Below are 23,575 nucleotides of genomic sequence, written 5' to 3'. Positions count from 1 at the left end.
CGCGCTACTCCCCCGCCGGGTCCGGCGACGCCGAGGGCGCCTCGTCGCTCGTGGAGCGGGCGAGCTTGACGACGGTGGCCCCCTCCTCGTCGAACAGGCGGAGCCGTCCGCCGTCGATCGAGGCCATCGCCGCCTCAGAGAAGATCATCGGCAGCGCGACGCCGTCGCAGGCGATCAGCGTGCTCGGCCCGGCCGAGACGGTGAGCGCGCCCGTCTGGTCGATCGACCACTCGCCCTGCGCGCCGTTGCAGCCGTCCGAGCCCGTCCAGGACCCGTCCTCCGCGATCAGGAGGAACGGCACGTCGGGCGCGTCGTAGGAGACGCCCGTCACCCAGCGGCCGACCAGGTCCTCCGGGGAGGGCGCCGTCATCGCGTCGACCCCGGAGCCCTCGGCGCAGCCGGTGAGCCCGAGCACGGCCGCGAGGACGAGGATCCCGCCCGCGCGTCCGGCCGCGACCCGCCTCATCGCCCGAGGAGCTTCTGCAGCTGCTCGAGCTCCTCCGGCGTGGGCTGGGCGCCCTTGCCGGCGCCGCCGCCCAGGCCGAAGCCGGAGCCGCCCGCATCGCCCGGGCGGGGCCCGGAGGTGATCGCCGCGTTCTCGGCCGCGCGCTTGGCGGGGTTGCCGGACTTGCTGCCCTTCTTCTTCTGCGGCTTCGGGCGGCCCTGGTAGCCGGCGCCGGGCACGGGGCCCATGCCGGGGACCGAGGGCATGCCGCCCTTGGCGACCGTCTTCATCATCTTGGCGGCCTGCTCGAAGCGCTGGACGAGCTGGTTGACGTCCGTGACCGTCATGCCGGAGCCGCGGGCGATGCGCAGGCGCCGCGAGCCGTTGAGCAGCTTCGGGTTGACCCGCTCCGCCTTCGTCATCGACTGGATGATCGCCTCGGTGCGCACGATCTCGCGCTCGTCGAACTGGTCGAGCTGCTCTCGCATGCCCTTCGCGCCGGGCAGCATGCCGATCATCTTCTTGATCGAGCCCATGTTGCGCAGCTGCTGCATCTGGCCGAGGAAGTCGTCGAGGGTGAACGTGTCCCCCATGATCTTCTCGGCGATCTTGCGCGCCTCGTCCTCGTCGAACGCGGACTGGGCCTGCTCGATGAGCGTCAGCACGTCGCCGAGGTCGAGGATGCGGCTCGCCATGCGGTCGGGGTGGAACTGCTCGAAGTCGTCGAGCGACTCGCCCGTGGAGGCGAAGAGGATCGGGCGGCCGGTGAGCGAGGCGACCGAGAGCGCCGCGCCTCCGCGGGCGTCGCCGTCGAGCTTGGAGAGGACGACGCCGGTGAAGTCGACGCCCTCCTGGAAGGCCTTGGCGGTCGCGACCGCGTCCTGGCCGATCATCGCGTCGATGACGAACAGGACCTCGTCGGGGTTCGTGACGCGGCGGATGTCGGCGGCCTGCTTCATCATGTCGGCGTCGACGCCGAGGCGTCCGGCCGTGTCGATGATGACCGTGTCGTACTGCTTGTCGGTCGCGAAGCGGATCGCGTTCTGGGCGACCTTGACCGGGTTGCCGACGCCGTTGCCCGGCTCCGGCGCGTAGACCGCGACTCCGGCCTGCTCGCCGACGACCTGCAGCTGCTGAACGGCGTTGGGGCGCTGGAGGTCGGCCGCGACGAGCAGCGGGGTGTGGCCGTCCTTGCCGAGGTACTTGCCGAGCTTGCCCGCGAGGGTCGTCTTGCCCGCGCCCTGGAGGCCGGCGAGCATGATGACGGTCGGCGGGCGCTTGGCGAACTCGAGCCGGCGCGACTGTCCGCCGAGGATCGCGACGAGCTCCTCGTTGACGATCTGGACGACCTGCTGGGCCGGATTGAGCGCCTTGTTGACCTCGTCGCCGAGGGCGCGCTCGCGCACCTTGCCGGTGAACTCCTTCACGACCTCCAGCGCCACGTCGGCGTCGAGGAGGGCCCGCCGGATCTCGCGGACGGTGCCGTCGACGTCCGACGCGGAGAGCTTGCCCTTCGTGCGGAGGTTCTTGAAGGTCTCGACGAGTCGATCGGAGAGGGTGCCGAAAGTAGCCATGATGCCCGGAATTCTACCGGAGGCCCGGAGGGTCGGCGGGCGCGGCCGCCGTTCGGCTCGCGATCGGCGCGATCACCGCGGAGCGGATTAACTGGTCCGGGTCCAAGAACAGGGTTAGGGTGGCCCGGTGATCGAGACACTGGTGGCGGGCGACTCCGCGGATCCCCTGGACTACACCGACGGCTGGGAGCTGCAGCGCCGCCTGCACGCCGAGGTGGTGGCGGGCTCGAGGCCGGACACCCTCGTGCTCTGCGAGCACTCCTCCGTCTACACCGCCGGCAAGCGCACCGAGGCGCACGAGCGCCCGGACGACGGCTCGCCCGTGGTCGACGTCGACCGCGGAGGGCGGATCACCTGGCACGGCCCGGGCCAGCTCGTCGGCTACCCGATCGTGCGGCTCGGCGAGCCCGTCGACGTGGTCGCCTACGTCCGCTCGCTGGAGGGCGTGCTGATCGCCGCTCTCGACGACCTGGGCGTGCAGGGGCGGCGCGTCGACGGGCGCTCGGGAGTGTGGATCCCGAGGGACGGCGGCGCCGACAAGATCGCCGCGATCGGCATCCGCGTCGCCTCGGGCGTGACGATGCACGGCTTCGCCCTCAACGTCTCGAACAGCCTCGAGCCCTATGCCCGCATCGTCGCCTGCGGCATCGCCGACGCCGGGGTGACCACGCTCGAGCGCGAGCGCGGCGGGGCTGCGCCCATGGAGGCGGTGCGGGCGCGGGTGGCGGCGCGCTTCTCGGAGGCGGCGCCCGCCTTCTCCGCCCGCATCGAGGAGGTCGCCGCATGAGCGCCGAGGCCGGCGGCCGCAAGCTCCTGCGGCTGGAGATCCGCAACGCCGAGACGCCGATCGAGCGCAAGCCCGAGTGGATCCGCACGAAGGCCTCGATGGGCCCGGAGTACCGGCAGCTGCAGTCGCTGGTGAAGAGCGAGGATCTGCACACCGTCTGCCAGGAGGCGGGCTGCCCCAACATCTTCGAGTGCTGGGAGGACCGCGAGGCGACCTTCCTCATCGGGGGCGCCCAGTGCACCCGCCGCTGCGACTTCTGCCAGATCGACACCGGGAAGCCCGCGGACTACGACGCGGACGAGCCCCGGCGCGTCGGCGAGTCCGTGGCGCGGATGAAGCTCCGCTACGCGACCGTCACCGGAGTCGCCCGCGACGACCTGCCGGACGAGGGCTCCTGGCTCTACGCCGAGACCATCCGCCAGATCCACGCCCAGGCTCCGGGCACCGGGGTCGAGATCCTGGTCCCGGACTTCACGGGCCGCGCCGAGCACCTGCAGCGGGTGTTCGACGCGGAGCCGGAGGTGTTCGCCCACAACGTCGAGACGGTGCCGCGGATCTTCAAGCGCATCCGGCCGGCCTTCCGCTACGAGCGCTCGCTCGACGTGCTCACCCAGGGCCGGGAGGCGGGGCTGATCACGAAGTCGAACCTCATCCTCGGCATGGGCGAGGAGCGGGAGGAGATCTCGCAGGCGCTGCAGGACCTCCACGACGCCGGCACCGACATCGTGACCATCACGCAGTACCTCCGCCCGACGCCGCGGCATCTGCCGGTGGACCGCTGGGTGCACCCGGAGGAGTTCGTGGCGATCAAGGAGGAGGCCGAGGACATCGGCTTCCTCGGCGTCCTCGCGGGGCCCCTGGTCCGCTCCTCCTACCGGGCCGGCCGGCTCTGGGCGCGCTCGATGGAGTCGAAGGGGCTGCCGGTCCCGGAGCACCTGCGCCACCTCGCCGACGCGGCACTGGGCTTCTCGCAGGCCGTGTAGCCCGCCACCGGGACGGCGCCGGCGCGTCGTCCCGGGCGGGGCCGCTCAGCTGACGAGCTGCTGGGCGAAGACGTGGGGGGTGAAGCCGGTGAGGTCGCCGATGCCCTCGCCCTGGCCGACGAGCTTGATCGGGATGCCGGTGCGCTCCTGGACCGCGAGGACGAAGCCGCCCTTCGCGGAGCCGTCGAGCTTGGTGATGACCAGGCCGGTGACGCCCGCGTGCTCGATGAACGCCTCGGCCTGGCTCAGCCCGTTCTGACCGGTCGTCGCGTCGAGCACGAGCAGGATCTCGGAGATCGGGGCCTGCTTCTCGATGACGCGCTTGATCTTCGTGAGCTCGTCCATCAGCCCGCCCTTGGTGTGCAGGCGGCCGGCCGTGTCGATGATGACCATCTCGACGCCGGTGTCCTTCGCGAACTGCACGGTCTGGAAGGCGACGGACGCCGGATCCTGGCGCTCCTGCTGAGGGCGGACGATCTGGGCGTCGGCGCGCTGCGCCCAGGTGGCGAGCTGGTCGACCGCCGCCGCGCGGAAGGTGTCGGCCGCGCCGACCACGACGCTCCGGCCGTAGTTGCGGAGGAACTTGGCGAACTTGCCGATGGTCGTGGTCTTGCCGACGCCGTTCACGCCGACCACGAGGATCACGGCGGGGCGCTCGCTGAGCTTGAGGGTCGTGTCGTACTTCGACAGACGCTCCTCGAGGGACTCGCGGAGCATCCGCTGCAGGTCGCGCGGGTCGGTGGTGGAGTAGCGGGCGACCTTGGCGCGGAGGTCGTCGACGATCTCCTCGGTGATGTCGGGGCCGAAGTCGGCGGTGATCAGCGCCGTCTCGAGGTCGTCCCAGGTCTGGTCGTCGATCGTGCGCTTCTCGAACAGGCCGCGCAGTGCGCGGCCGAGCGACCAGGAGGTGCGTTCTGCCATGGCTCCAGGCTACCTGCGGGCGCGCCTCCGAGCGGTCGGCGAGGCGGGTTCAGGCCGGGGGCGCGGCGACGCGCTGGCCGACGACGGCCGAGACGCCGTCCTGCCGCATCGAGACGCCGTAGAGGGCGTCCGCGATCTCCATGGTCCGCTTCTGGTGGGTGATGACGATCAGCTGGCTCGAGGTGCGCAGGTCCTCGAAGATGCTGAGCAGTCGGCCGAGATTCGCGTCGTCGAGAGCGGCCTCCACCTCGTCCATGATGTAGAAGGGGCTCGGCCGCGACTTGAAGATGGCGACCATGAACGCCACGGCCGCGAGCGAGCGCTCCCCTCCGGAGAGGAGCGACAGCCGCTCGATCTTCTTGCCGGCCGGCCGCACCGCGACCTCGATGCCGGTGGTGAGCAGGTTCTCCGGGTCGGTCAGGCGGATGCTGCCGGTGCCGCCGGGGAAGAGGACGGGGAACACGTCCGCGAACGCCGCCTGCGTGTCGTCGAAGGCGGAGGCGAACACCGTCTGCATCGTCTCGTCGAGCTCCTCGATGATGGTGAGCAGGTCCCGCCGGGTCCCGGTGAGGTCGGCCAGCTGCTCGGTCAGGAACGCGTGCCGCTGCTCCAGCGCGGCGAACTCCTCCAGCGCGAGCGGATTGACGCGGCCCAGCTGCCCCAGCTGCTTCTCGGCCTTCTCGAGGCGGCGGCGCTGCTCCTCGCGGACGTAGGGCCGCGGCTCCTGCTCCTCGTCCGTCTCGTCGGGGACGCCGACTCCGGGACCGTACTCCTCCACCAGCACGTCCTCGGTGAGCCCGAGCTCGGACGCGGCGCGCTCGAGCAGACCGGTGAGCTGCAGCCTCTTCTCGTAGATCTGCAGCTCGAGGCCGTGCACGCTCTCGGTGACGGACTGGAGCCGGTCGCGCACGCTCCCCTCCTCGCGGCGGAGCCCCTGCAGCTCGGCGTTCTGCTGCGAGCGCGCCGCCTCGGCCGCGACGAGCTCGGCCCGGGCCTGCTGGACGGAGCGGTCGACGGAGGCGAGGACGGCGGGGAGCGCGGCGGTCACCTCGGCCGCGGCGTCGCGCGCGCGGCGACGGCGGATCACGGCGCGGCGCGCGGCCTCGTCGGCGGCGGCGCGGTCGGCGGCCAGCTGGCGGGCCGCGCCTCCCCGCAGGACTGCTCCGCCCGCACTCGCCTTGGCGGTCTCGACGCCGAGCCGCGCCTCGATCTCGCGCTCGCGTGCGGTGTCGACGTCGCGCTGCAGACCGTCGCGCGCGCTCGCGTCGAGCACCGGCCGGGGTCTCGCGCGCGCGGCGTCGAGCGCCGACCTCGCCTCCTGGGCCGCGCGCTGGCGTCGCCGACCCGGTCCGAGGCGACGGCCAGCGCGCCTCGAGCCCCGGCCGTGCTCCGGCGGTGGCCGCCTCGAGCTGGGCGCGCACGCCGCCGAGCCGCTCGGTGTGGGCGGCACGGGCGGCGTCGTGCTCGCGGAGGGCCGAGAGCGCGCTCGCGGCCTGCTCCTTCGCGCCGCGGAGCGCTCCGGTCTGCTCGGCGAGTTCGAAGCGGAGCCGGTCGATCCCGCCCTCGACCTCCTCCAGCCGGGCGGCGGCGGAGTCGCGCTCGGAGACGAGCTCGATCCGGCTGCGCTGCCCGCCGGAGCCGGCGCTCTGCACGGCGTCGGAGACGGTCGCGCCGTCGCGGGTGACCAGGACGGTGCCCGGATCGATGCGCTCCCTCAGCCGCCGCGCCGCGGCGAGGTCCTCGACCACGAGCACGCGCTCGAGGAGCGAGAGGACCCCGGCCGGCGCCGTGACGAGGTCGCCCGCGCGTTCCGCCCCCTCGGGAACGGCGAGAGCGACGTGCGGCCGGGTGGCGTCGGCGACCAGCAGCTCGACGTGTCCGAGGTCGCGCTCCAGCGCGGCGTCCAGAGCCGCGTCGGCCCGGGCGGTCGACTCGACCAGCACGGCGTCGGCGACCGCGCCGAGGGCGGCGGCGATCGCGGCCTCGGAGCCCGGCCGCACCTGGATCCGCTCGGCGACCCGGCCGCGCACCCCCTCGATCCGGGCGGCGATCAGCTCGGCCGAGCCGTCCGAGACGTCGAGGGCCAGCGACAGGGCACCCGTGCGGGCGGCCAGCGCCTCGCGCTCGCGCTCCAGGGCGTGCAGCTCCTCGCGCAGCCGCTCGATTCCGGCCTCGGCGGCCGAGACCGCGGACTGGGCGAGCTCGTAGCCTTCGTCGAGGCCGCCGTCGGGGCCGCGGCCCGCGTCGCCCAGCTCGGCCTCCAGAGCGTCGAGCGCCCGCCGCGCCGCCTCCTTCCGCCGGTCGGCCGCGTCGAGGGTGTTCTGCGCGCGCAGGACCTCGCCCCGGACGGACGCGAGACGGGAGGCGGCGGTGTCGGCCTGCCCCGAGAGGGTGGAGAGCTCGAGGTCGTAGCGCGAGACGAGGGCCGCCTGCGCGGCGATCTCCTCGTCGACCGCGTCGAGGGCGGAGCGGGCGGCGACGGTCGTGCCCTGCGCCTGGACCCACGCCGACTCCGCGTCGAGGACGGCCTGCCGCAGGCGCTCCAGCTCGACCCGCGCCTCCTCCACCTGCGCCGGCGTCACGCGCGGCTGGATCTGCGGCTGCTCGGACTCGAGCTCGAGCATCGCGAGCCGCTGCCCGGCGAGGGCCGAGAGGTTGCGCAGCCGCTCCTGCACCGACTCCAGCTCGAACGAGGTGCGCCGGGCGTCGTCGACCGCGTCGCCGACCGCCTCCGCCTCGATCCGCGCTCGCCGGAGCGTCGCCTGCTCGAGCCGCTGCTGCAGGACCACCCGCTCGCTGTGCCGCTCGCTCTCGGTGCGGGCGAAGCCGTCCAGGGCGGTCCGGAGCGCGACCACGTCGTCGGCGAGCAGGCGCGCCCGGGCGTCGCGCACTACGGCGGCGATCGTCTGCGCCTGCCGTGCGACCTCGGCCTGGCGCCCGAGGGGCTTGAGCTGGCGCCGGATCTCGCCCGCGAGGTCGGAGAGGCGGGTCAGGTTCGCCTGCATCGCCTCGAGCTTGCGGAGCGTCTTCTCCTTGCGGCGGCGGTGCTTGAGGATCCCGGCGGCCTCCTCGATGAACCCGCGCCGCTCCTCGGGGGTCGCGTGCAGCACGGCGTCGAGCTGTCCCTGCCCCACGATGACGTGCATCTCGCGCCCGAGACCGGAGTCGCTCAACAGCTCCTGCACGTCGAGCAGCCGGCAACCGCGTCCGTTGATCGCGTACTCGCTGCCGCCGTTGCGGAAGAGGGTCCGGGTGATCGTCACCTCGGTGTACTCGATCGGCAGGGCGCCGTCCGAGTTGTCGATGGTGAGCGCGACCTCGGCGCGGCCGAGGGGTCCGCGGGTGGAGGTGCCCGCGAAGATGACGTCCTCCATCTTGCCGCCGCGGAGCGTCTTCGCCCCCTGCTCCCCCATCACCCAGGCGAGCGCGTCGACGACGTTGCTCTTGCCCGAGCCGTTGGGGCCGACGACGCAGGTGACCCCCGGCTCGAAGGCGAACGTCGTCGGCTGAGCGAAGGACTTGAACCCCTTGAGGGTCAGGCTCTTCAGGTACACCCGGCCGCCTCGCTCCCGTCCACAACGCCTCCACGGTAGCCGACGGCCGCGGCCGGGCCGGGAGGCGGAGCCCCGACCGGCCGACGGACCGCCGCGATCCCGCACCGGAACAGGCGCAGGAGGCCGCCGCGGGCGCCGGGACGTGCACACTGGGGTGGTGAACCGCACCTCCGACCCGGCGCTCCGGATCCGCGAGCTCGCGATCCCCGAGGCCGTGGGCGCCGACGGCTGGAGCGACTTCCTCGCCCTGACCGCGATCGGCGATGCGGTGGGGACCGCCCCGGACTGCCGGGCCGTCTACACCTGGAACGCCGAGGAGAACCGACCGATGCTCGCCGTGAACGAGGCCGTCGGCTTCACCCCCGTCGCCCACGAGGGCCAGTGGAGGAAGGAGCTCTCATGACCCCGCTCGTCGAGCCCGGACCGCCGCTGACCGCCGCCGAGCGCGAGCGGTTCGCCCGGCAGATCCGCCTGGCGCCCCTCGGGGAGCTCGGACAGCGGCGCCTCCGGAACGCGCGCGTGCTGATCCTCGGCGCGGGCGGCATCGGCTCGCCGGTGATCACGGCGCTCGCCGCGGCCGGGATCGGGCGGCTCGGCATCGTGGACGGCGACGTCGTCGAGCTCTCGAACCTGGCGCGGCAGACGGCGCACGACGACTCCTCGGTGGGCCGGTCGAAGGCGGAGTCGGCGGCGGCGACCGCGCGGCGGCTCTCCCCCGGCATCGACGCCCGGGCCTTCCCGGTGTCGCTGACCTCGGCCAACGTCGACGCCCTGGTGGCGGGCTGGGACGTCGTGGTCGACGGCTTCGACACCTTCGGCGCGCGCTACCTCGCCTCCGATGCGACGACCCGCGCCGGGATCCCGCACGTGTGGGGATCGGCGCTCGGCTTCGACGGGCAGCTCTCGACCTTCTGGGCCGGCGCCCCGGGCGGAGGGGTGACCCTGCGCGCGCTGCACCCCGAGGCCGAGGACGCGGGTGACAGCTGCTCGACGGTGGGCGTGCTGGGCGCGCTCTGCGCGCTGATCGGCTCGGCCATGGCGGCCGAGGTCGTGAAGCTCGTGACCGGGGCGGGCGAGCCGCTGTTCGGTCGCGTCCTCGTGCACGACGCTCTCGACTCCTCCTGGGCCGAGCTCCCTCTCGAGCGGCGGGTGCCGCCGGTCCCGGAGCGGCGGGCCGCGGCGGGCTCGATCACGGCGGCCGAGCTGCGGGAGCGGCTGGCCGGGCCGACGCCCCCGAGCGTCGTCGACCTCCGCGAGGACGACGAGGACCGGTCCGTCGCGGTGCCCGGTGCCGTGCGGATGCCGATGTCGCGCTTCGACCCCGCCGCTCTGCCGGCCGGTCCGCTCGTGCTGCACTGCGCCTCCGGGGTCCGGTCGCGTCTCGCGGCGGAGCGCGCGGCGGCGGCGGGCGTGGCGTCCGACTCGCTCGACGGCGGGATGGCGTCGTGGCGGGAGCGGTGACCCTCCCCGCGGCCGCGTGCGCCGCGGAACGGGAGGGGTGAGGCGCACCCAGCGCCCTGCCGATCGGCGACCCGGGATGTTCGGTGCTCGCAGCGGAGAGGATCCGTCCTTCTCCGCGGATCAGGGCGGAGCAGTGTCCGAAGCTGATCGGCGGTGGCGTGCTCGCGGCCACCGTTCCGAGGAGAGCACCCATGCCGACGCCTTCACCGCACTCCGCGCGGCAGGCGGCGCTGCTCGATCCTCCCGACCCGCTCGACCCCGGCGCGGAGGCGTGATGCCCGAGGTCTGGAGTCCCGCCGAGAGGCGGCTGCGTCGGCTCGGCTGGATTCCGCGGCGCCCCCTGCCGCGAGGTGCCGTCTGCGACGCGATCGTCCCGCCGCGCCTCAGCCTCAGCCGCGCCTGGCTGCAGGCCGGGGAGTTCGAGGTCCTCCCCCATCCCGGGAGGCTCCGCGTGCTCTTCAGCCTCGACGGCACCGGCCGCCTCTCCGCCCGGGGCCGCGACCACCGGCTCCCGGCCGGCAGCGCTCTCCTGACCCGCGCCTCGACGGTGCAGTACGCGGCGGCGGTCAGCCCGTGGGCGCGCTTCGAGTGGCAGCTGCGCCCCTCGGTGCTCCGCGCGAGCGAGTTCGCCTCGCTCACGGACCGGGTCCTCGCCCTCCCCGAGGCCTACTGGCGCGCACTCACCGGTGCGGCGAACACCGTCCTCAGTTTCGGCGTCGAGCCCTCGGACGCGGCCTTCGAGCACTTCGAGATCGCGAGCGAGCACCTCCTGGCCTCGGCCTTCTCGGCGCTGCTGCCCTCCTCTGACCGGGAGGACCGGTCCCCCGCCGCCGTGTATGCGAACGGCACGCGCCTGATCGAGCGGCACTACCGCGACCGCTCCTTCACGGTGGAGACGCTAGCGGAGAGTCTCGGCGTGTCGGTCAGCCACCTGCACCGGGCGTTCTCGGCCGCCGGCACCACCCCTCGTCAGCGGATCGAGCGCGCGCGGGCCTTCGAGGCGCAGCGCCTCCTCGACGAGCTCGGCCCGCGGGCGGCGACGGACCTGGACCGCGTGGCGCGGTCGGCCGGCTTCAGCTCGCGGATCCACATGCAGCGGACCCTCCGCCGGATCGACGACGCGGGCTGACGTGCGCCGCCGCGTCCCCCGCGCCGGACGGGCTCCCGGCGAGGAGGCGCCCTGAGCGGCTCCCCCGGCCCGGCGGCGCGACGGAACGTCCACGGTCGGGCATGGAATCTCGTCGCGGCCCGTTCCGCGTCGTCCGGAGGCCGGACGTTCGGCAGGATCGGCGCGTCCACCACCCCTCGCAGGAAAGAAAGAAAAGGAACACCATGACGGACACCAACTCCCTGGACCCGACGGCAGCGCACTCGCGCTCCCTCCCCCCGCGGATCGACTCGACCCGCGGGGGGCCCGCCCGGCGGACGATCATGTCGGGTGCGGCCTGGTCCGTCCCCGTCGTCGCCGCGGCGGTCGCGACCCCCGCGGCCGCCGCGTCCACCGGCCTCACCCTCGCCTTCGACGCCCCGGCGTACTCCTTCCCCGCCTGCACCACGAGAACGGTCTCCGTCCTCGCCACGACCAACGGCGCTCCCGCTGCCGGCGACACGGTCACCATCACTCTCCCCGCCGGCCTGACCAGCGGCGGCGCGCAGACGGTCAGGGCGACGACCGGCGCGGACGGACGCGTGAGCATCCCGGTCACGGCCGGGAACGTGGCGCAGAACGGCATCACCCTCTCCGCCGTCTCCGGCGCCGCGGGCGCGACGGCGACCGCGAGCACCACCGCGACCACGGGGACCGCCGTCCGGTACGTCACCGACGGCGGACGGACGACGCCGGAGTCGAACGGCAACGTGCCCTCGGGAGCCAAGACCGTCGGACCCCGGTACTACCTGACGGAGTCGGGCGAGCTCTACCACGGCGGGGGGCGGATCGCGCGCGGCGTCACCAGCGTCCAGGGCTTCCGCGACGAGCAGAACCGCGACGTCGCCGACTTCGTGGTCGACGGCGTCTTCTACCGCTTCGTCACCGGAGACGCCGCGCCGAAGGCCATCGGGAGCGGCGTGCCGGCCGGATCGACGGTCCATGCGCCCGCCTTCTACGTCACACCGAACGGCGAGCTGCGGCGCGCCGGCGGAGCCCTCGTGACCACCGGAGTGACGAGCGCGGACTCCTTCCGCGACCAGAGCAACAACGACGTCATCGACGTCATCGTCGGCTCGGAGCTCGTCCGCTACATCTCCTCCACGAAGAACCAGGTCTACGCCAGGAACGTTCCGGCAGAATCGACGGCCTTGGCGCCCTCGTACCACCTGACGCCGGACGGGCGCCTCTTCAACAGCAGCATCCTGGTCGCCACCGGGGTGACCAGTGCCGACGCCTACCGCGATCGACAGAACCGTGACGTCGTGGACGTGATCCAGAACGGCGCTCTCGTCCGGTACGGCGCGTTCGCGGACAGGACGCAGCCGCAGATCCGCGTCGCCTCCGGTGTGCCCTCCGACGCCACCATCTTCGCGCCGGACGCCTACGTGACCCGGGACGGCCGGGCCTTCGTCAGCGGCGTGCTGGTCGCCACCGGAGTCTCCTCGGCGTTCGGATTCCTCGACGTGCAGAACCGCAACGTGCTCGACACGATGACCAACGTCCTGTGCCCGTGACGCACGGGATCGGCCGCTGATCCGGTCCTGCCCCGCCGCACGCGGGTCTGAGGGAGGCGTCCCGCGGGTCCCTGTGCGGCGGGACAGGACCAGTCCGTCCTCGGGATGCAGCGTCCTCCAGAAGCGCGGACGCACCTGCTGCGGACCGCGCGGAGCGGACGCACCGGTCCGGTCGAGGACGGCTCGTCACGGAGGGCTCTTCGGGGTCAGCCGCCGGCGAACGGCGGCAGGACGTCGACCGCGGCATCGGGACGCAGCGGCGTGGCCCTGTCCGCGGTCGACACGCCGTCGACCAGGTAGGTGCACCGTGCGAGCACGTCGGCGGCCGAGGGCGCGGAGGCGACGAGTCTCTCTTCGAGAGCGCCCAGGTCGGGCACCTCGTCGAGCTCGTCGGAACCACGGCCGAGGGCGGCCTTGGCCGCCGCGAAGTAGCGGACCCGCATGCTCATCCGCCGATCGCGCTCATCGTGCGCTCGGGCTGCACGAAGCCCGCCCGGTTCATCTCGTGTCCCGCGGGCTTGGCCCACATCGCCCCGCGCCAGAGCTGGGCGACCTCGTGGTCGTCCGCGCCCGCGCGCATCGGGCCGAGCAGGTCCGTCTCCTCGTTCGAGAAGAGGCAGCTGCGGACACCGCCCTCGGCGGTGAGCCGGGTGCGGCGGCAGTCGTCGCAGAAGTTCTCGGTGACGGACGCGATGATCCCCACCTGGCCGAGCACCTCGGACCCCCCGGCCTCGCGGACGTCGAAGAGCTCGGCGGGGGCGCCGTCACGGGGGGCCGCGTGCGGGCTGAGCGAGAAGCGCTCCGAGAGCAGCGCCCGGATGTCCGCGGCGGTGATCATGGTCGCGCGGTCCCAGCCGTGGTCGGCGTCGAGCGCCATCTGCTCGATGAAGCGGAGCTGGTGGCCTCCCGCGAGGGCCCAGGCGAGCAGCTCCGGGGCCTCGTGGTCGTTGATCCCGGGCAGGAGCACCGCGTTGATCTTGGTCTGGTCCAGGCCGGCGGGACCGAGCGCGTCGATGCCCGCGAGCACGCGGTCGAGGAACGGGCGACGGGTGACCTTCGCGAAGGTCTCGGCGCAGATCGAGTCGAGCGAGACGTTGACGCGGTTCAGGCCGGCGCCGGCGAGCGCCGCCGCCCGACCCGACAGGCCGATCGCGTTCGTGGTGAGCGAGATCTCGGGGCGCGGGTCGAGGGAGGCGACGTCGCGGATGATGTCGACGAGGTCCTTGCGCAGGAGCGGCTCGCCGCCGGTGAAGCGGATCTGGCGGACGCCGAACTGCTCCACGGCGATGCGCGCGAGGCGGAGGATCTCCTCACGGCTGAGCAGGGACGCGGGCGGCTGGAACGGCAGGCCCTCCGCCGGCATGCAGTAGGTGCAGCGCAGATTGCACTTGTCCGTCAGCGAGATCCGCAGATCGTCCGCGACGCGCCCGTAGGTGTCCAGGAGGAGCGGGGTGGCGGGGCGGTCGGCCGGGAGGACCGCGCTGCGCTGTCGGGGCCGGAAGCCCGGGATCCCCAGTGCTGTGCTCATCCGCTCACACTACGCCGCGGAACCGGGCGCGACCCGGCAAGATGGACTCGGTCCCGCCGCCGGTCGGGCTCCGCCGCTCGCGAGAGGACACGATGACCTCGATCGACCTGCACGCCGCCCGGGTGCGGGCGCTGCTCGCGCCGCTGGCCACGCGGGGTGCCCGCGAGACGCTGAGCCTGGAGCCGGCCGCCGTCGCCGCCGATCCGGGCGCGTACGACCGGCGGGTCCTCGCCCGCTCCGTCGACTCCCCGCTCGACCTGCCGCGCTTCGACAACTCGCAGATGGACGGCTTCGCGGTGCGGGCGGCCGACCTCGACGCGGCGGCGCCGGAGCATCCCGTCGCCCTGCCCGTCTCGGCGCCGATCCCCGCGGGCGACCGGGCGCCGCGGCACGAGCCCGGCACGGCGACACCGATCATGACCGGCTCGCCGCTGCCGGTGGGGGCCGACGCCGTCGTCCCGGTCGAGCGCGTCGATCCTCCGCGCTTCCCCGCAGAGGGCAGCGTCGCCTTCGCGCACCCGGTGGCGCCGGCGACCTTCGTCCGAGCCCGGGGCAGCGACGCCCGCCGCGGCGAGCTCGCCCTCCCGGCCGGCACTGTCCTCCGCGCGGCCCACTACGGACTCCTCGCCTCGCTCGGGCTGACCGAGGCGGAGGTGCTGCCGCGACTCCGGGTGCTCGTCGTCCCCACCGGCAACGAGATCCGTCCCGCAGGCGCCGTCCTCGAGGAGGCGCAGATCCACGACGCGAACGGCGCCCTGCTGGCCGAGGCCGTCCGCGAGGCGGGCGCGCTGCCCGTCGTCGCCGCCTGCACGAGCGATCGGGCCGAGGACCTCCTGGCGCTGCTCGAGGAGCACGCGGGCGCGGCCGACCTGGTGATCACGGTCGGCGGTGTCAGCGCGGGCGCCTACGAGGTCGTCCGCGACGCGCTCGGCCCGGCGGGCTCGGAGTTCGGCCACGTCGAGATGCAGCCGGGCGGCCCGCAGGGCCTCGGTCTCGTGCGCGTGGCCGAGGGGCTGCACCTGCCGGTGGTCTCGCTTCCCGGGAACCCGGTGAGCGCCCTGGTCTCGTTCGAGGTGTTCCTCCGGCCCGTGCTGCGCTCGCTCGCGGGACGGACGCCCGCCGAGCGGCCGCGGCTCCGTGCGCGCCTCGGCACGGCGCTCGACTCGCCCGCGCACCTGCACCAGATCCGCCGCGGAGTCCTCGACGACGAGGGCTTCGTGCACCCGGTGGGCGGGCCCGGCTCGCACCTGCTGGCGTCCTACGCCCGCTCCACCGTGCTCATCCACGTCCCCGTCGGGACGGACCACGCAGCGACCGGCGACACGGTCGAGATCTGGAGGATCGATGACTGAGAGCGATCGGCTCACCCATGTGCGCGGCGACGGAGCCGTGCACATGGTCGATGTGAGCGCGAAGGAGGTCACGGCGCGCACCGCCGTCGCCGAGGGCTACGTCGAGACCTCACCCGAGGTGGTGCGGCTCCTCGAGCAGGGCGAGCTGCCCAAGGGCGAAGCGCTCGGCGTGGCGCGGATCGCCGGGATCCTCGGCGCGAAGGCGACCTCTACCCTCATCCCGCTCTGCCACCCGCTGGCGCTGGACGGCGTCGACGTGGACCTCGAGCCGCAGGACGGCCGCGTCCGGATCGAGGCGCGCGTGCGCACGACCGGGCGCACCGGCGTCGAGATGGAGGCGCTGACCGCGGTCAGCGTGGCCGCCCTCACGGTCTACGACATGATCAAGGCGGTCGATCGCGGTGCCGCGATCACCGGTATCCGTGTGCTCGCGAAGGCGGGCGGGAGGAGCGGCTCGTGGACGAGCGGAGGAACCCCGTGACGCGGCGGGCGGTGGCGGTCGTCGCCTCCACCCGTGCCGCCTCCGGCGTGTACGAGGACCGGACGGGACCGGCGCTCGAGGCCTGGTTCACCACCCGCGGCTGGGAGTCCCGGGTGGTCGTCGTGGCCGACGGCGACGCGGTGGGCGAGGCGATCGCCGACGCGATCGGCAGCGGAGTCGACGTGGTCGTGACCACCGGCGGGACGGGCGTCGCCCCGAGCGACGTCACCCCGGAGCAGACCGCCCCCCTCCTGGAGCGGCCCCTGCCCGGCCTCGCCGAGGCGGTGCGCGCCAAGGGCGCCGCCCACGTCCCGACCGCCGTGCTCAGCCGCGGGCTCGCCGGCGTCAGCGGCCGCAGCGTCGTGGTGAACCTCCCCGGCTCCCCCGGCGGCGTCCGCGACGGGATCGACGTGCTCGACCCGGTGATCGGGCACCTGCTCGACCAGCTCGGAGGTGGCGACCATGCCCGCTGAGCCGGTCGCCCTCGCCCGGCTCGCGGCCGAGGCCATCACCGTCGACGAGTGCGAGCAGGCGGTCGACTCCCCGACGCACGGCGCCGTCGTGACCTTCGCGGGCGTCGTCCGCGACCACGACGAGGGCCGCGGCGTGCTCCGGCTGTCCTACGAGGCGCACCCGGACGCCCCCGCCGCACTCCTCGCCTCCGCCCGCCGCATCGTCGAGCGCTGGCCCGACGTCCGGATCGCCGCCGTGCACCGGGTCGGCGACCTCGTGGTCGGCGACCTCGCCCTCGCCTGCGCCGTGGCCTCGGCCCACCGCGCGGCGGCCTTCGAAGCCTGCGCGGCACTGGTCGACGACATCAAGGCGTCGGTGCCGATCTGGAAGGAGCAGTCCTTCGTCGACGGCAGCTCGGAGTGGGTGGCGAGCCTCGGCTGAATCCCGAGCCCGTCCCTGCCGGGCTCGGCGCAGTCGGCTTTCCAGGGCGGCTGCGATTCGCAGAGCGGGGAGCGATCGCCTAGATCGATCCGCTGGCACGCGGATCGATCGTTCGGCTCGGGGGTGTTTCACACCGAGCCCGTCCCCGCCGGGCTCGGCGCGGTCGCGGTGCTCGTCCCCGAGCCCGTCCCTGCCGGGCTCGGCGCAGTCGGCCGGAGAGGGTGGTCACGATTCGCAGAGCGGGGAGCGACCGCCTAGATCGATCCGCTGGCACGCGGATCGATCGTTCGGCTCGGGGGTGTTTCACACCGAGCCCGTCCCCGCCGGGCTCGGCGCAGTCGGCCGGAGAGGGTGGTCACCTTTCGCAGAGCGGGGGACGACCGCCTAGATCGATCCGCTCACACGCGGATCGATCGTTCGGCTCGGGGGGAGAGCGAGGGGGTGGCGGGTCGACATCGGGAGGTCGCCCACTGATCCGCAAGGTCGGGGCCCGGGGTGGGACGCAGCGGATGGCGGATCCGCCGGAGGGACGGGGAGCGGAGCCGCGGGAGGACGGGGTGGGGAAACACGGGCGTCACACGGGTGGGGTTCACTGGGGGGAGACGCCCGACGGGCGCGGGACGGAGGCGCGGCATGGACCTGAACACGATCCATCGCGTCCGGGTGGTGCGCGAGCGCTCCGAGCTGGCGGGCCGCGGGCCGCGCTCAGCGGTCATCGGAGGCGGCTCCTGGGTGTTCTCCCTCCCCCACGACCACCTCGACGAGCTCCTCGACCTGCAGGGATTCGCGTGGGAGCCGATCGTGCGCACGGACGCCGGGCTCTCGATCGCGGCGACCTGCACGCTCAGCGAGCTCGCCGCGATGCCCGACGCGGGCGACACCGCCCATCCGCTCTTCTTCCAGTGCTGCACGGCACTGCTGGGCTCCTTCAAGATCTGGAACGTCGCCACTGTCGGCGGCAACATCGCCAACGCCCTGCCCGCAGGACCGATGATCAGCCTCGCCGCCGCGCTCGACGCCACCGTCCTCGTCTGGCGGGCCGACGGCTCGGACGTCGCCGTGCCGGTCGCCGAGCTCGTGACCGGCAACATGACCACTTCCCTGGCCCAGGACGACGTCATCCGCTCGATCGAGATCCCGCTCTCCTCCCTCCGGGCGCGCACCGCGTTCCGCAAGACGGCGCTCTCCCCTCTCGGACGCTCCGGCGCCGTCGTCATCGGCCGCCTCGACACCGACGGCGCGTTCGTGCTCACGATCACCGCGGCGACCGTCCGGCCGGAGCTGCTCCGCTTCGCCGCCGTTCCCTCCTCGGCCGAGCTCGCCGCGGCCGTCGACGGCGTCGCGACCTGGTTCACCGACCCGCACGGAGCCGCCGACTGGCGCCATGCCGTCGTCCGCGTGCTCGCCGAGGAGATCCGCACCGAGCTGGCCGGAGGCGGCCGATGAGGTTCACCGTCAACGGCGAGCCGGTCGACGCCTCCCCCCGCCCCGGCCAGGTGCTGCGCACCCTCCTCCGCGACCACGAGCACTTCGAGGTGAAGAAGGGGTGCGACGCCGGCGACTGCGGCGCCTGCTCCGTCCTCGTCGACGGGACGCCGTTCCACTCCTGCCTCTACCCCGCCCACCGCGTCGAGGGGCGCGAGGTGACGACCGCGGCCGGCCTCGGCACGCCCGAGGAGCCGAGCGCGGTGCAGGAGGCGTTCGTCGAGGCCGGCGCGTTCCAGTGCGGCTTCTGCACGGCCGGCATGGTGGTCACGGCCACGGCGCTCGACGGAGTCCGCGCCGAGGATGTGCCGCGGCTGATGAAGGGCAACCTCTGCCGGTGCACGGGCTACCGCCCCATCCGCGAGGCCGTGACGGGCGCCTGCGCGTCCGGGCACGGCGCGCACGCGGCCGAGCCGTCCGGCGCGGATCGCACGGAGGCCCCGGCCCGCGGACGGCACGCGGCCCCGCCCTCGGGTCTCACGCCCGTCCGCCGCACCGGTCGCCCGTCGGCCGAGGAGTCCCGGGTCGGCCGCTCGCTCGGCGCGCCCGCCGGCCGGCGGATCGTCCAGGGCCGCGAGCCGTTCACCCTCGACGTCGCCGTGGCCGGCCTGCTGCACCTGAAGGTCGTCCAGAGCCCGCACGCCCACGCGCGCATCCGCTCGATAGACACGACCGCCGCCCGCGCGATGCGGGGCGTCGTCGCGGTCCTCACCGCCGAGGACGTCCCGGACGTCCTCTACTCCACCGCCCGCCACGAGTCCCGGCTCGACGACCCGGACGACACCCGCATGCTCGACACCGTCGTCCGGTTCCGCGGGCAGCGCGTGGCCGTGGTGGTCGCGGAGTCGGTGGCCGAGGCGGAGGCGGCCTGCCGCGCCGTCGAGGTCGACTACGAGGTGCTGCCCGCCGTCTTCGACCCGGAGGAGGCGCGCTCGGCCGGCGCGCCGCTCCTGCACGCCGACAAGGATCCGATCGCCTCGCGCATCGCCCGGCCGGAGGCGAACGTCGTCGCGGAGCTCCACGGAGAGCACGGGGACGTGGCCGCCGGACTCGCGGAGGCCGACGTGGTCGTCGAGGGCCGGTACTCGACCTCCCGGGTCGCGCACACGGCGCTCGAGACCCACGGCACCATCGGCTGGCTCGAGGGCGGAGAGCTGGTGCTGCGGACCTCGACGCAGGTGCCCTTCCTCGTGCGCGACGAGATCGCGCGCCTGTTCGACCGCGATCCGTCGACCGTCCGCGTCTTCACGGCCCGGGTGGGCGGCGGCTTCGGCGGCAAGCAGGAGATCCTGACGGAGGACGTCGTCGCCCTCGCCGTGCTCGCCACCGGCCGGCCCGTGCAGTTCGAGTTCACCCGGAGCGACGAGTTCACGATGGCCCCCTGCCGACACCCGATGCGGGTCGGCGTCACGCTCGGCGCCCGGCGCGACGGACGGCTGACCGCCCTCGCCGTGGACGTGCTCTCGGACACCGGCGCCTACGGCAATCACGGACCCGGCGTGATGTTCCACGGCACCTCGGAGTCGGTCGCCGTCTACAGCGCGCCCAGCAAGCGCGTCGACGCGCAGGCCGTCTACACGAACAACCTCCCCTCGGGGGCGTTCCGCGGCTACGGCCTCGGGCAGGTGATCTTCGGCATCGAGTCGGCGATGGACGATCTCGCCCGCGAGCTCGGGATCGACCCGTTCGAGCTGCGGCGGATCAACGCGGTGCGCCCGGGCGAGCCGCTGGTGGTCACGCACGTCGAGGGCGACGACATCGGCTTCGCCTCCTACGGGCTCGACCAGTGCCTCGACCTCACCGAGGCGGCCCTGGCCGGCGGCGGCGGCTCCCCCGCCCCCGACGGACCGGGGTGGCGGACCGGGCAGGGCGCGGCACTGGCGATGATCGCCACCATCCCACCGCGGGGCCACTTCTCGGAGGCGACCGTCACCGTCGACGCCGAGGGAGTGCTGACCATCGGCGTGGGCACGGCCGAGTTCGGCAACGGGACGACCACCGTGCACACGCAGCTGGTCGCGAGCGCCTTCCGCGCCTCGGCCGATCGGGTGCGGATCCGCCAGTCCGACACGGACGCGGCCCGCTACGACACCGGAGCGTTCGGCAGCGCCGGCACGGTGGTCGCGGGCAAGGCCGTCCACTCGGCCGCGACGCGCCTCCTCGCCGAGCTGCAGGCGCTCGCCAAGCGGCTGACCGGGCACGACGAGACCTTCGAGCCCGACGACGAGGGCCTGCTCGCTCCGGACGGCACCCGGGTCGCGTTCGCCGATCTGGTCCGTGCGGCCGGCGGACCGGTCACCGCGACCGGGAGCGAGGACGGCGCTCAGCGCTCGCTCGCGTTCAACGTCCAGGGCTTCCGCGTCGCGGTGCACGAGCCGACGGGCGAGGTGCGGATCCTGCAGTCGGTCCAGGCGGCCGACGCCGGCTTCGTGATCAACCCGGCGCAGTGCCGCGGGCAGGTCGAGGGCGGAGTGGCGCAGGCGATCGGCTCGGCGCTGTACGAGGAGGTGATCCTCGACGGCGAGGGCACCGTGACCACGGCGATCCTCCGGAACTACCACATCCCGCAGATGGCGGACGTGCCCGAGACCGAGGTGCTCTTCGCGGACACCGCCGACGAGCTCGGGCCGTTCGGCGCGAAGTCGATGAGCGAGGCGCCCTACAACCCGGTCGCCCCCGCACTCGCCAACGCCGTCCGCGACGCGATCGGCGTGAGGCCGACCGAGCTGCCGCTCTCCCGCGACCGGATCTGGAGGCTCCTGCACCCGGACGCCGCCCCGGTCGCTACCGTCGACGCGGAGGCGCCGCCCGGTTGAACGACGACGGGCTGAGCGCCGATCGGCCGCCGCAGCTCAGTCGCGCGAGGCCAGCTCCGTGCTCGCCCGGGCGACCTCGCGGGCGATCGCGTCCTCGTCCGCGTTCACCAGCCGTCCCTCCCGCACCGTCGGGCGACCCTGCACCAGGAGCAGGCTCAGCGGGGGCTGCGCTCCGAGTGCGAGCGCCGCGACCGGGTCCGCGATGCCCGCGTGCTCGATCCCGTCGATCCGCCAGAGCGCGAGGTCGGCGAGCTTGCCGGCCTCGATCGAGCCGATCTCGTCCTGCCGGCCGAGCACCCGGGCCCCGCCGATGGTGGCGACCGAGAGCGCCTGCCGGGCGCTCATCCGGTCGGCGCCGGCGCGCAGGCGGTTCATCAGCACCGCGGCGCGGATCTCGGAGCCGAGCTGACCGGACTCGTTCGACGCCGCGCCGTCCACCCCGAGGCCGACCGGTGCTCCTGCCGCCAGCAGCTGCGGGATCGGCGCGATGCCCGCGGCGAGCCGGCCGTTCGAGGACGGGCAGTGCGCGACTCCGGTGCCCGTGGCCGCGAACTTCGCGATCGCGTCGGCGTCGAGGTGGACGCAGTGCGCCATCCAGACGTCGTCCCCGAGCCAGCCGAGCGACTCCAGGTGGTCGGTGGGCGAGAGGCCGAACGCCTCCTGCGTGTAGGCGTCCTCCTCCACGGTCTCGGAGCCGTGGGTGTGCAGCCGGACCCCGAGCTGACGGGCGAGGACGGCCGACTCTCGCAGCAGGTCGGTGGTCACCGAGAACGGCGAGCACGGGGCGATCGCGACCCGCACCATCGCGTCGGCGGAGGCGTCGTGGTACCGCTGGACCGCCTCTCCGCTGGCCTGGAGCGCGGCCGCCGTGGTCTCGACGGCGAAGTCCGGCGGGAGGCCGCCCCGGGACTCGCCGAGGTCCATCGACCCGCGGGTCGCGTGCAGCCGGAGGCCGAGGGTGCCGGCCGCGTCGACGATGCCGCCGACGATGTCGCCGGAGCCCCGCGGGAAGACGTAGTGGTGGTCGGCGACGGTGCTGCAGCCGGACCGGGCGAGGACGCCCATCGCGCCGAGGGCGGCGGAGCGGGTCAGGTCGGCGTCGATGCGGGACCAGGCGGGGTAGAGCGCGACGAGCCAGTCGAAGAGGATCGAGTCCTGCGCCCAGCCGCGGGTGAGCCACTGGTAGAGATGGTGGTGCGTGTTGACGAGCCCGGGAGTGAGCAGGTGGCCGCGGCCGTCGACCCGCGTGAGCGCGATCGCCTCCTGCGCCGGCAGGCCCGTCGGGGACCGTCCGTCGAGGGCCCACGCCGGAGGGTCGCCGGCTCCGACGGCGACGATGCGGGAGTCGTCGACGACGACGTGGCCGACGGGGTGCTCGGTCCCGTGCGCGTCGACGGTGGCGACGTGGGCTCCGGTGAGGACGTGGCGCTGCATGCCCCGAGCATGGCAGCGCGGTGTTTCGCGGCCGTTTCCCGCCGGAGTGCGAGCAGGCCGGCGCGATCACGACGGCGCGCCGTCAGGGGAGGACGTGCGGCTCAGCGCGCCGCGTGGATCGGGCCCGAGCGCCCCGCGAGCGGCTCCCCGGACGTCCCCGTGCGCGCGGCGAGGACCTCCGCGAGGATCGACACGGCCGTCTCCTCCGGCGTCGACGCGCCGATGTCCAGGCCGATCGGCGAGTGCAGGCGGGCGAGCGCCTCCTCCGTCACTCCCGCCTCGCGCAGCAGCCGCAGCCGCCGCTCGTGGGTGCGCCGCGATCCCATCGCGCCGACGTAGACGACCGGGAGCGCGAGCGCGGTCTCGAGCAGCGGGATGTCGAACTTCTCGTCGTGCGTGAGCACCGCGATCACGGTGCGCGAGTCGACCTCGGCGCGGGCGAGGTGGTCGGACGGCCACTCGACCACGACCTCGTCGGCGCCGGGGAAGCGCTCGGCGGTCGCGAACACCGGACGCGCGTCGCAGACGGTCACGCGGTAGCCGAGCAGGGATCCGGCGGAGCAGAGCGCGGCGGAGAAGTCGACGGCGCCGTAGATCAGCAGGCGCGGCCGCTCGGCGTGCACGATGTAGGCGATCTCGAGCTCGGCGCTCCGGCAGGTGGTCTCGACCGTGGCCGAGCGGCCGGAGGCCAGGCGCGCCTCGCGCTCGGCGAGGATGCGGCGGGCGGTGTCCTCGTCCAGGTGCGGGCCGACGACGTCCTGGAGGCGCGTCGCTCCGGTGAGGACGAGGCCGATCAGCTCCTCCGGGCCGCCGACGACGATCGCCAGCGCGGCCGAGCGGCCGGCGCGGGCGGCGCGCAGCTCGGCGAGGACCGCGGTGGAGCCGGAGTCGACGACCTGGCCGAACACGCGCAGCTGCCCCCCGCAGGACAGGCCCGCGGCGAAGGCCGCCTCGTCGTCGAAGCCGAAGTGCTCGGACGCGCTGCCCGAGGTGCCGAGCACCTCCTGGGCCAGCGCGTACGCCTGCGCCTCGACGCAGCCGCCGGAGATCGAGCCGATCGCGCGCCCCTCCGCGTCCACCGCCATCGAGGACCCGAGAGCGCGGGGAGCCGAGCCGAGGACGTGCGTGACCGTGACGACCGCGACGCTCCCGCCCGCCTCGACGCGCTCGAGCAGGGGGTCGGCGATGTCGAGCAC

Annotated in this window: 19 protein-coding genes and 1 pseudogene; 12 read left to right on the top strand and 8 right to left on the bottom strand. The window is 74.2% G+C overall.

The window, feature by feature from the left end; all coding sequences use genetic code 11:
* Positions 1-4: 4 nt before the first annotated feature.
* Together GTU71_RS03920 and ffh are read right to left on the bottom strand one after the other, a co-directional pair.
* Positions 5-466 carry an META domain-containing protein gene (locus GTU71_RS03920; RefSeq protein ID WP_104309823.1) on the bottom strand — a complete coding sequence of 154 codons (462 nt, stop codon included), beginning with the start codon at positions 464-466 and terminating at the stop codon, positions 5-7.
* Entirely contained in the window at positions 463-2,019 is a 1,557-nt protein-coding gene (ffh, locus tag GTU71_RS03915) for a signal recognition particle protein (RefSeq protein ID WP_159939343.1), read from the bottom strand. Before ffh ends, GTU71_RS03920 begins: the two co-directional genes overlap by 4 nt.
* 127 nt (positions 2,020-2,146) lie before the next feature.
* Here ffh and lipB point away from each other — a divergent pair, with 127 nt between their 5' ends.
* Together lipB and lipA are read left to right on the top strand one after the other, a co-directional pair.
* Positions 2,147-2,806: a lipoyl(octanoyl) transferase LipB gene (gene lipB / locus GTU71_RS03910; RefSeq protein ID WP_159939342.1), complete on the top strand. Its 660-nt coding sequence runs from the start codon at positions 2,147-2,149 to the stop codon at positions 2,804-2,806.
* On the top strand, positions 2,803-3,789 hold the full coding sequence (gene lipA, locus GTU71_RS03905) for a lipoyl synthase (protein WP_159939341.1): 987 nt from the start codon (positions 2,803-2,805) through the stop codon (positions 3,787-3,789). The genes lipB and lipA overlap by 4 nt, the downstream gene beginning before the upstream one ends.
* A 45-nt stretch (positions 3,790-3,834) precedes the next feature.
* Here lipA and ftsY read toward each other — a convergent pair whose 3' ends face one another.
* Positions 3,835-4,710, bottom strand: a complete 876-nt coding sequence (gene ftsY / locus GTU71_RS03900; RefSeq protein WP_104223920.1) for a signal recognition particle-docking protein FtsY — start codon at positions 4,708-4,710, stop codon at positions 3,835-3,837.
* Positions 4,711-4,759: 49 nt separating this feature from the next.
* Positions 4,760-8,264, bottom strand: a pseudogene (gene smc / locus GTU71_RS03895) (chromosome segregation protein SMC).
* A gap of 157 nt (positions 8,265-8,421) precedes the next feature.
* Here smc and GTU71_RS16575 point away from each other — a divergent pair.
* The 4 genes from GTU71_RS16575 to GTU71_RS03875 all read left to right on the top strand — a co-directional run bounded on the left by GTU71_RS16575 (position 8,422) and on the right by GTU71_RS03875 (position 12,389).
* Positions 8,422-8,667 carry a hypothetical protein gene (locus GTU71_RS16575; RefSeq protein WP_181028756.1) on the top strand — a complete coding sequence of 82 codons (246 nt, stop codon included), beginning with the start codon at positions 8,422-8,424 and terminating at the stop codon, positions 8,665-8,667.
* On the top strand, positions 8,664-9,725 hold the full coding sequence (locus GTU71_RS03885; RefSeq protein ID WP_104283551.1) for a ThiF family adenylyltransferase: 1,062 nt from the start codon (positions 8,664-8,666) through the stop codon (positions 9,723-9,725). The genes GTU71_RS16575 and GTU71_RS03885 overlap by 4 nt, the downstream gene beginning before the upstream one ends.
* Before the next feature lie 274 nt (positions 9,726-9,999).
* Positions 10,000-10,854, top strand: coding sequence for an AraC family transcriptional regulator (locus GTU71_RS03880; protein ID WP_159939340.1), 855 nt, complete (start codon positions 10,000-10,002; stop codon positions 10,852-10,854).
* Positions 10,855-11,057: 203 nt separating this feature from the next.
* Positions 11,058-12,389 carry a hypothetical protein gene (locus GTU71_RS03875; RefSeq protein ID WP_159939339.1) on the top strand — a complete coding sequence of 444 codons (1,332 nt, stop codon included), beginning with the start codon at positions 11,058-11,060 and terminating at the stop codon, positions 12,387-12,389.
* 206 nt (positions 12,390-12,595) lie between these two features.
* Here GTU71_RS03875 and GTU71_RS03870 read toward each other — a convergent pair whose 3' ends face one another.
* Together GTU71_RS03870 and moaA are read right to left on the bottom strand one after the other, a co-directional pair.
* The gene (locus tag GTU71_RS03870; protein WP_104223924.1) at positions 12,596-12,838 is read right to left on the bottom strand and encodes a MoaD/ThiS family protein; all 243 of its coding nucleotides are present in this window, start codon (positions 12,836-12,838) and stop codon (positions 12,596-12,598) included.
* Positions 12,835-13,917, bottom strand: coding sequence for a GTP 3',8-cyclase MoaA (gene moaA, locus GTU71_RS03865; RefSeq protein WP_159939338.1), 1,083 nt, complete (start codon positions 13,915-13,917; stop codon positions 12,835-12,837). The genes GTU71_RS03870 and moaA overlap by 4 nt, the downstream gene beginning before the upstream one ends.
* Before the next feature lie 92 nt (positions 13,918-14,009).
* Here moaA and glp point away from each other — a divergent pair, with 92 nt between their 5' ends.
* The 6 genes from glp to GTU71_RS03835 all read left to right on the top strand — a co-directional run bounded on the left by glp (position 14,010) and on the right by GTU71_RS03835 (position 20,945).
* Positions 14,010-15,269, top strand: coding sequence for a gephyrin-like molybdotransferase Glp (gene glp / locus GTU71_RS03860; RefSeq protein WP_159939337.1), 1,260 nt, complete (start codon positions 14,010-14,012; stop codon positions 15,267-15,269).
* Positions 15,262-15,750, top strand: coding sequence for a cyclic pyranopterin monophosphate synthase MoaC (gene moaC, locus GTU71_RS03855; protein ID WP_104232482.1), 489 nt, complete (start codon positions 15,262-15,264; stop codon positions 15,748-15,750). The genes glp and moaC overlap by 8 nt, the downstream gene beginning before the upstream one ends.
* A complete protein-coding gene (locus GTU71_RS03850; protein WP_244230633.1) occupies positions 15,726-16,223 on the top strand; it encodes a molybdenum cofactor synthesis domain-containing protein in 498 nt (165 codons plus the stop codon). The genes moaC and GTU71_RS03850 overlap by 25 nt, the downstream gene beginning before the upstream one ends.
* A complete protein-coding gene (locus GTU71_RS03845) occupies positions 16,213-16,644 on the top strand; it encodes a molybdenum cofactor biosynthesis protein MoaE (RefSeq protein ID WP_104223928.1) in 432 nt (143 codons plus the stop codon). Before GTU71_RS03850 ends, GTU71_RS03845 begins: the two co-directional genes overlap by 11 nt.
* A gap of 633 nt (positions 16,645-17,277) precedes the next feature.
* On the top strand, positions 17,278-18,090 hold the full coding sequence (locus GTU71_RS03840) for an FAD binding domain-containing protein (RefSeq protein WP_159939336.1): 813 nt from the start codon (positions 17,278-17,280) through the stop codon (positions 18,088-18,090).
* Positions 18,087-20,945, top strand: coding sequence for a molybdopterin cofactor-binding domain-containing protein (locus GTU71_RS03835; protein ID WP_159939335.1), 2,859 nt, complete (start codon positions 18,087-18,089; stop codon positions 20,943-20,945). The genes GTU71_RS03840 and GTU71_RS03835 overlap by 4 nt, the downstream gene beginning before the upstream one ends.
* A 36-nt stretch (positions 20,946-20,981) precedes the next feature.
* Here GTU71_RS03835 and GTU71_RS03830 read toward each other — a convergent pair whose 3' ends face one another.
* Together GTU71_RS03830 and GTU71_RS03825 are read right to left on the bottom strand one after the other, a co-directional pair.
* Positions 20,982-22,379: an 8-oxoguanine deaminase gene (locus GTU71_RS03830; protein WP_104283544.1), complete on the bottom strand. Its 1,398-nt coding sequence runs from the start codon at positions 22,377-22,379 to the stop codon at positions 20,982-20,984.
* A 101-nt stretch (positions 22,380-22,480) separates the two neighbouring features.
* On the bottom strand, positions 22,481-23,575 hold the full coding sequence (locus GTU71_RS03825; RefSeq protein ID WP_159939334.1) for an XdhC/CoxI family protein: 1,095 nt from the start codon (positions 23,573-23,575) through the stop codon (positions 22,481-22,483).

The organism is Rathayibacter sp. VKM Ac-2762 (genome assembly GCF_009866585.1).
Classification (GTDB): Bacteria; Actinomycetota; Actinomycetes; order Actinomycetales; family Microbacteriaceae; genus Rathayibacter.
Note: the sequence above shows the minus strand (reverse complement) of the source record. Positions and strands in the feature narration are given on the sequence as shown.

Coding starts and splice junctions, on each gene's coding strand:
- GTU71_RS03920 (WP_104309823.1), bottom strand. CDS start 466: ATGAGGCGGGTCGCGGCCGGACGCGCGGGCGGGATCCTCGTCCTCGCG.
- ffh (WP_159939343.1), bottom strand. CDS start 2,019: ATGGCTACTTTCGGCACCCTCTCCGATCGACTCGTCGAGACCTTCAAG.
- lipA (WP_159939341.1), top strand. CDS start 2,803: ATGAGCGCCGAGGCCGGCGGCCGCAAGCTCCTGCGGCTGGAGATCCGC.
- ftsY (WP_104223920.1), bottom strand. CDS start 4,710: ATGGCAGAACGCACCTCCTGGTCGCTCGGCCGCGCACTGCGCGGCCTG.
- GTU71_RS03885 (WP_104283551.1), top strand. CDS start 8,664: ATGACCCCGCTCGTCGAGCCCGGACCGCCGCTGACCGCCGCCGAGCGC.
- GTU71_RS03880 (WP_159939340.1), top strand. CDS start 10,000: ATGCCCGAGGTCTGGAGTCCCGCCGAGAGGCGGCTGCGTCGGCTCGGC.
- GTU71_RS03875 (WP_159939339.1), top strand. CDS start 11,058: ATGACGGACACCAACTCCCTGGACCCGACGGCAGCGCACTCGCGCTCC.
- GTU71_RS03870 (WP_104223924.1), bottom strand. CDS start 12,838: ATGAGCATGCGGGTCCGCTACTTCGCGGCGGCCAAGGCCGCCCTCGGC.
- moaA (WP_159939338.1), bottom strand. CDS start 13,917: ATGAGCACAGCACTGGGGATCCCGGGCTTCCGGCCCCGACAGCGCAGC.
- glp (WP_159939337.1), top strand. CDS start 14,010: ATGACCTCGATCGACCTGCACGCCGCCCGGGTGCGGGCGCTGCTCGCG.
- moaC (WP_104232482.1), top strand. CDS start 15,262: ATGACTGAGAGCGATCGGCTCACCCATGTGCGCGGCGACGGAGCCGTG.
- GTU71_RS03845 (WP_104223928.1), top strand. CDS start 16,213: ATGCCCGCTGAGCCGGTCGCCCTCGCCCGGCTCGCGGCCGAGGCCATC.
- GTU71_RS03840 (WP_159939336.1), top strand. CDS start 17,278: ATGGACCTGAACACGATCCATCGCGTCCGGGTGGTGCGCGAGCGCTCC.
- GTU71_RS03835 (WP_159939335.1), top strand. CDS start 18,087: ATGAGGTTCACCGTCAACGGCGAGCCGGTCGACGCCTCCCCCCGCCCC.
- GTU71_RS03830 (WP_104283544.1), bottom strand. CDS start 22,379: ATGCAGCGCCACGTCCTCACCGGAGCCCACGTCGCCACCGTCGACGCG.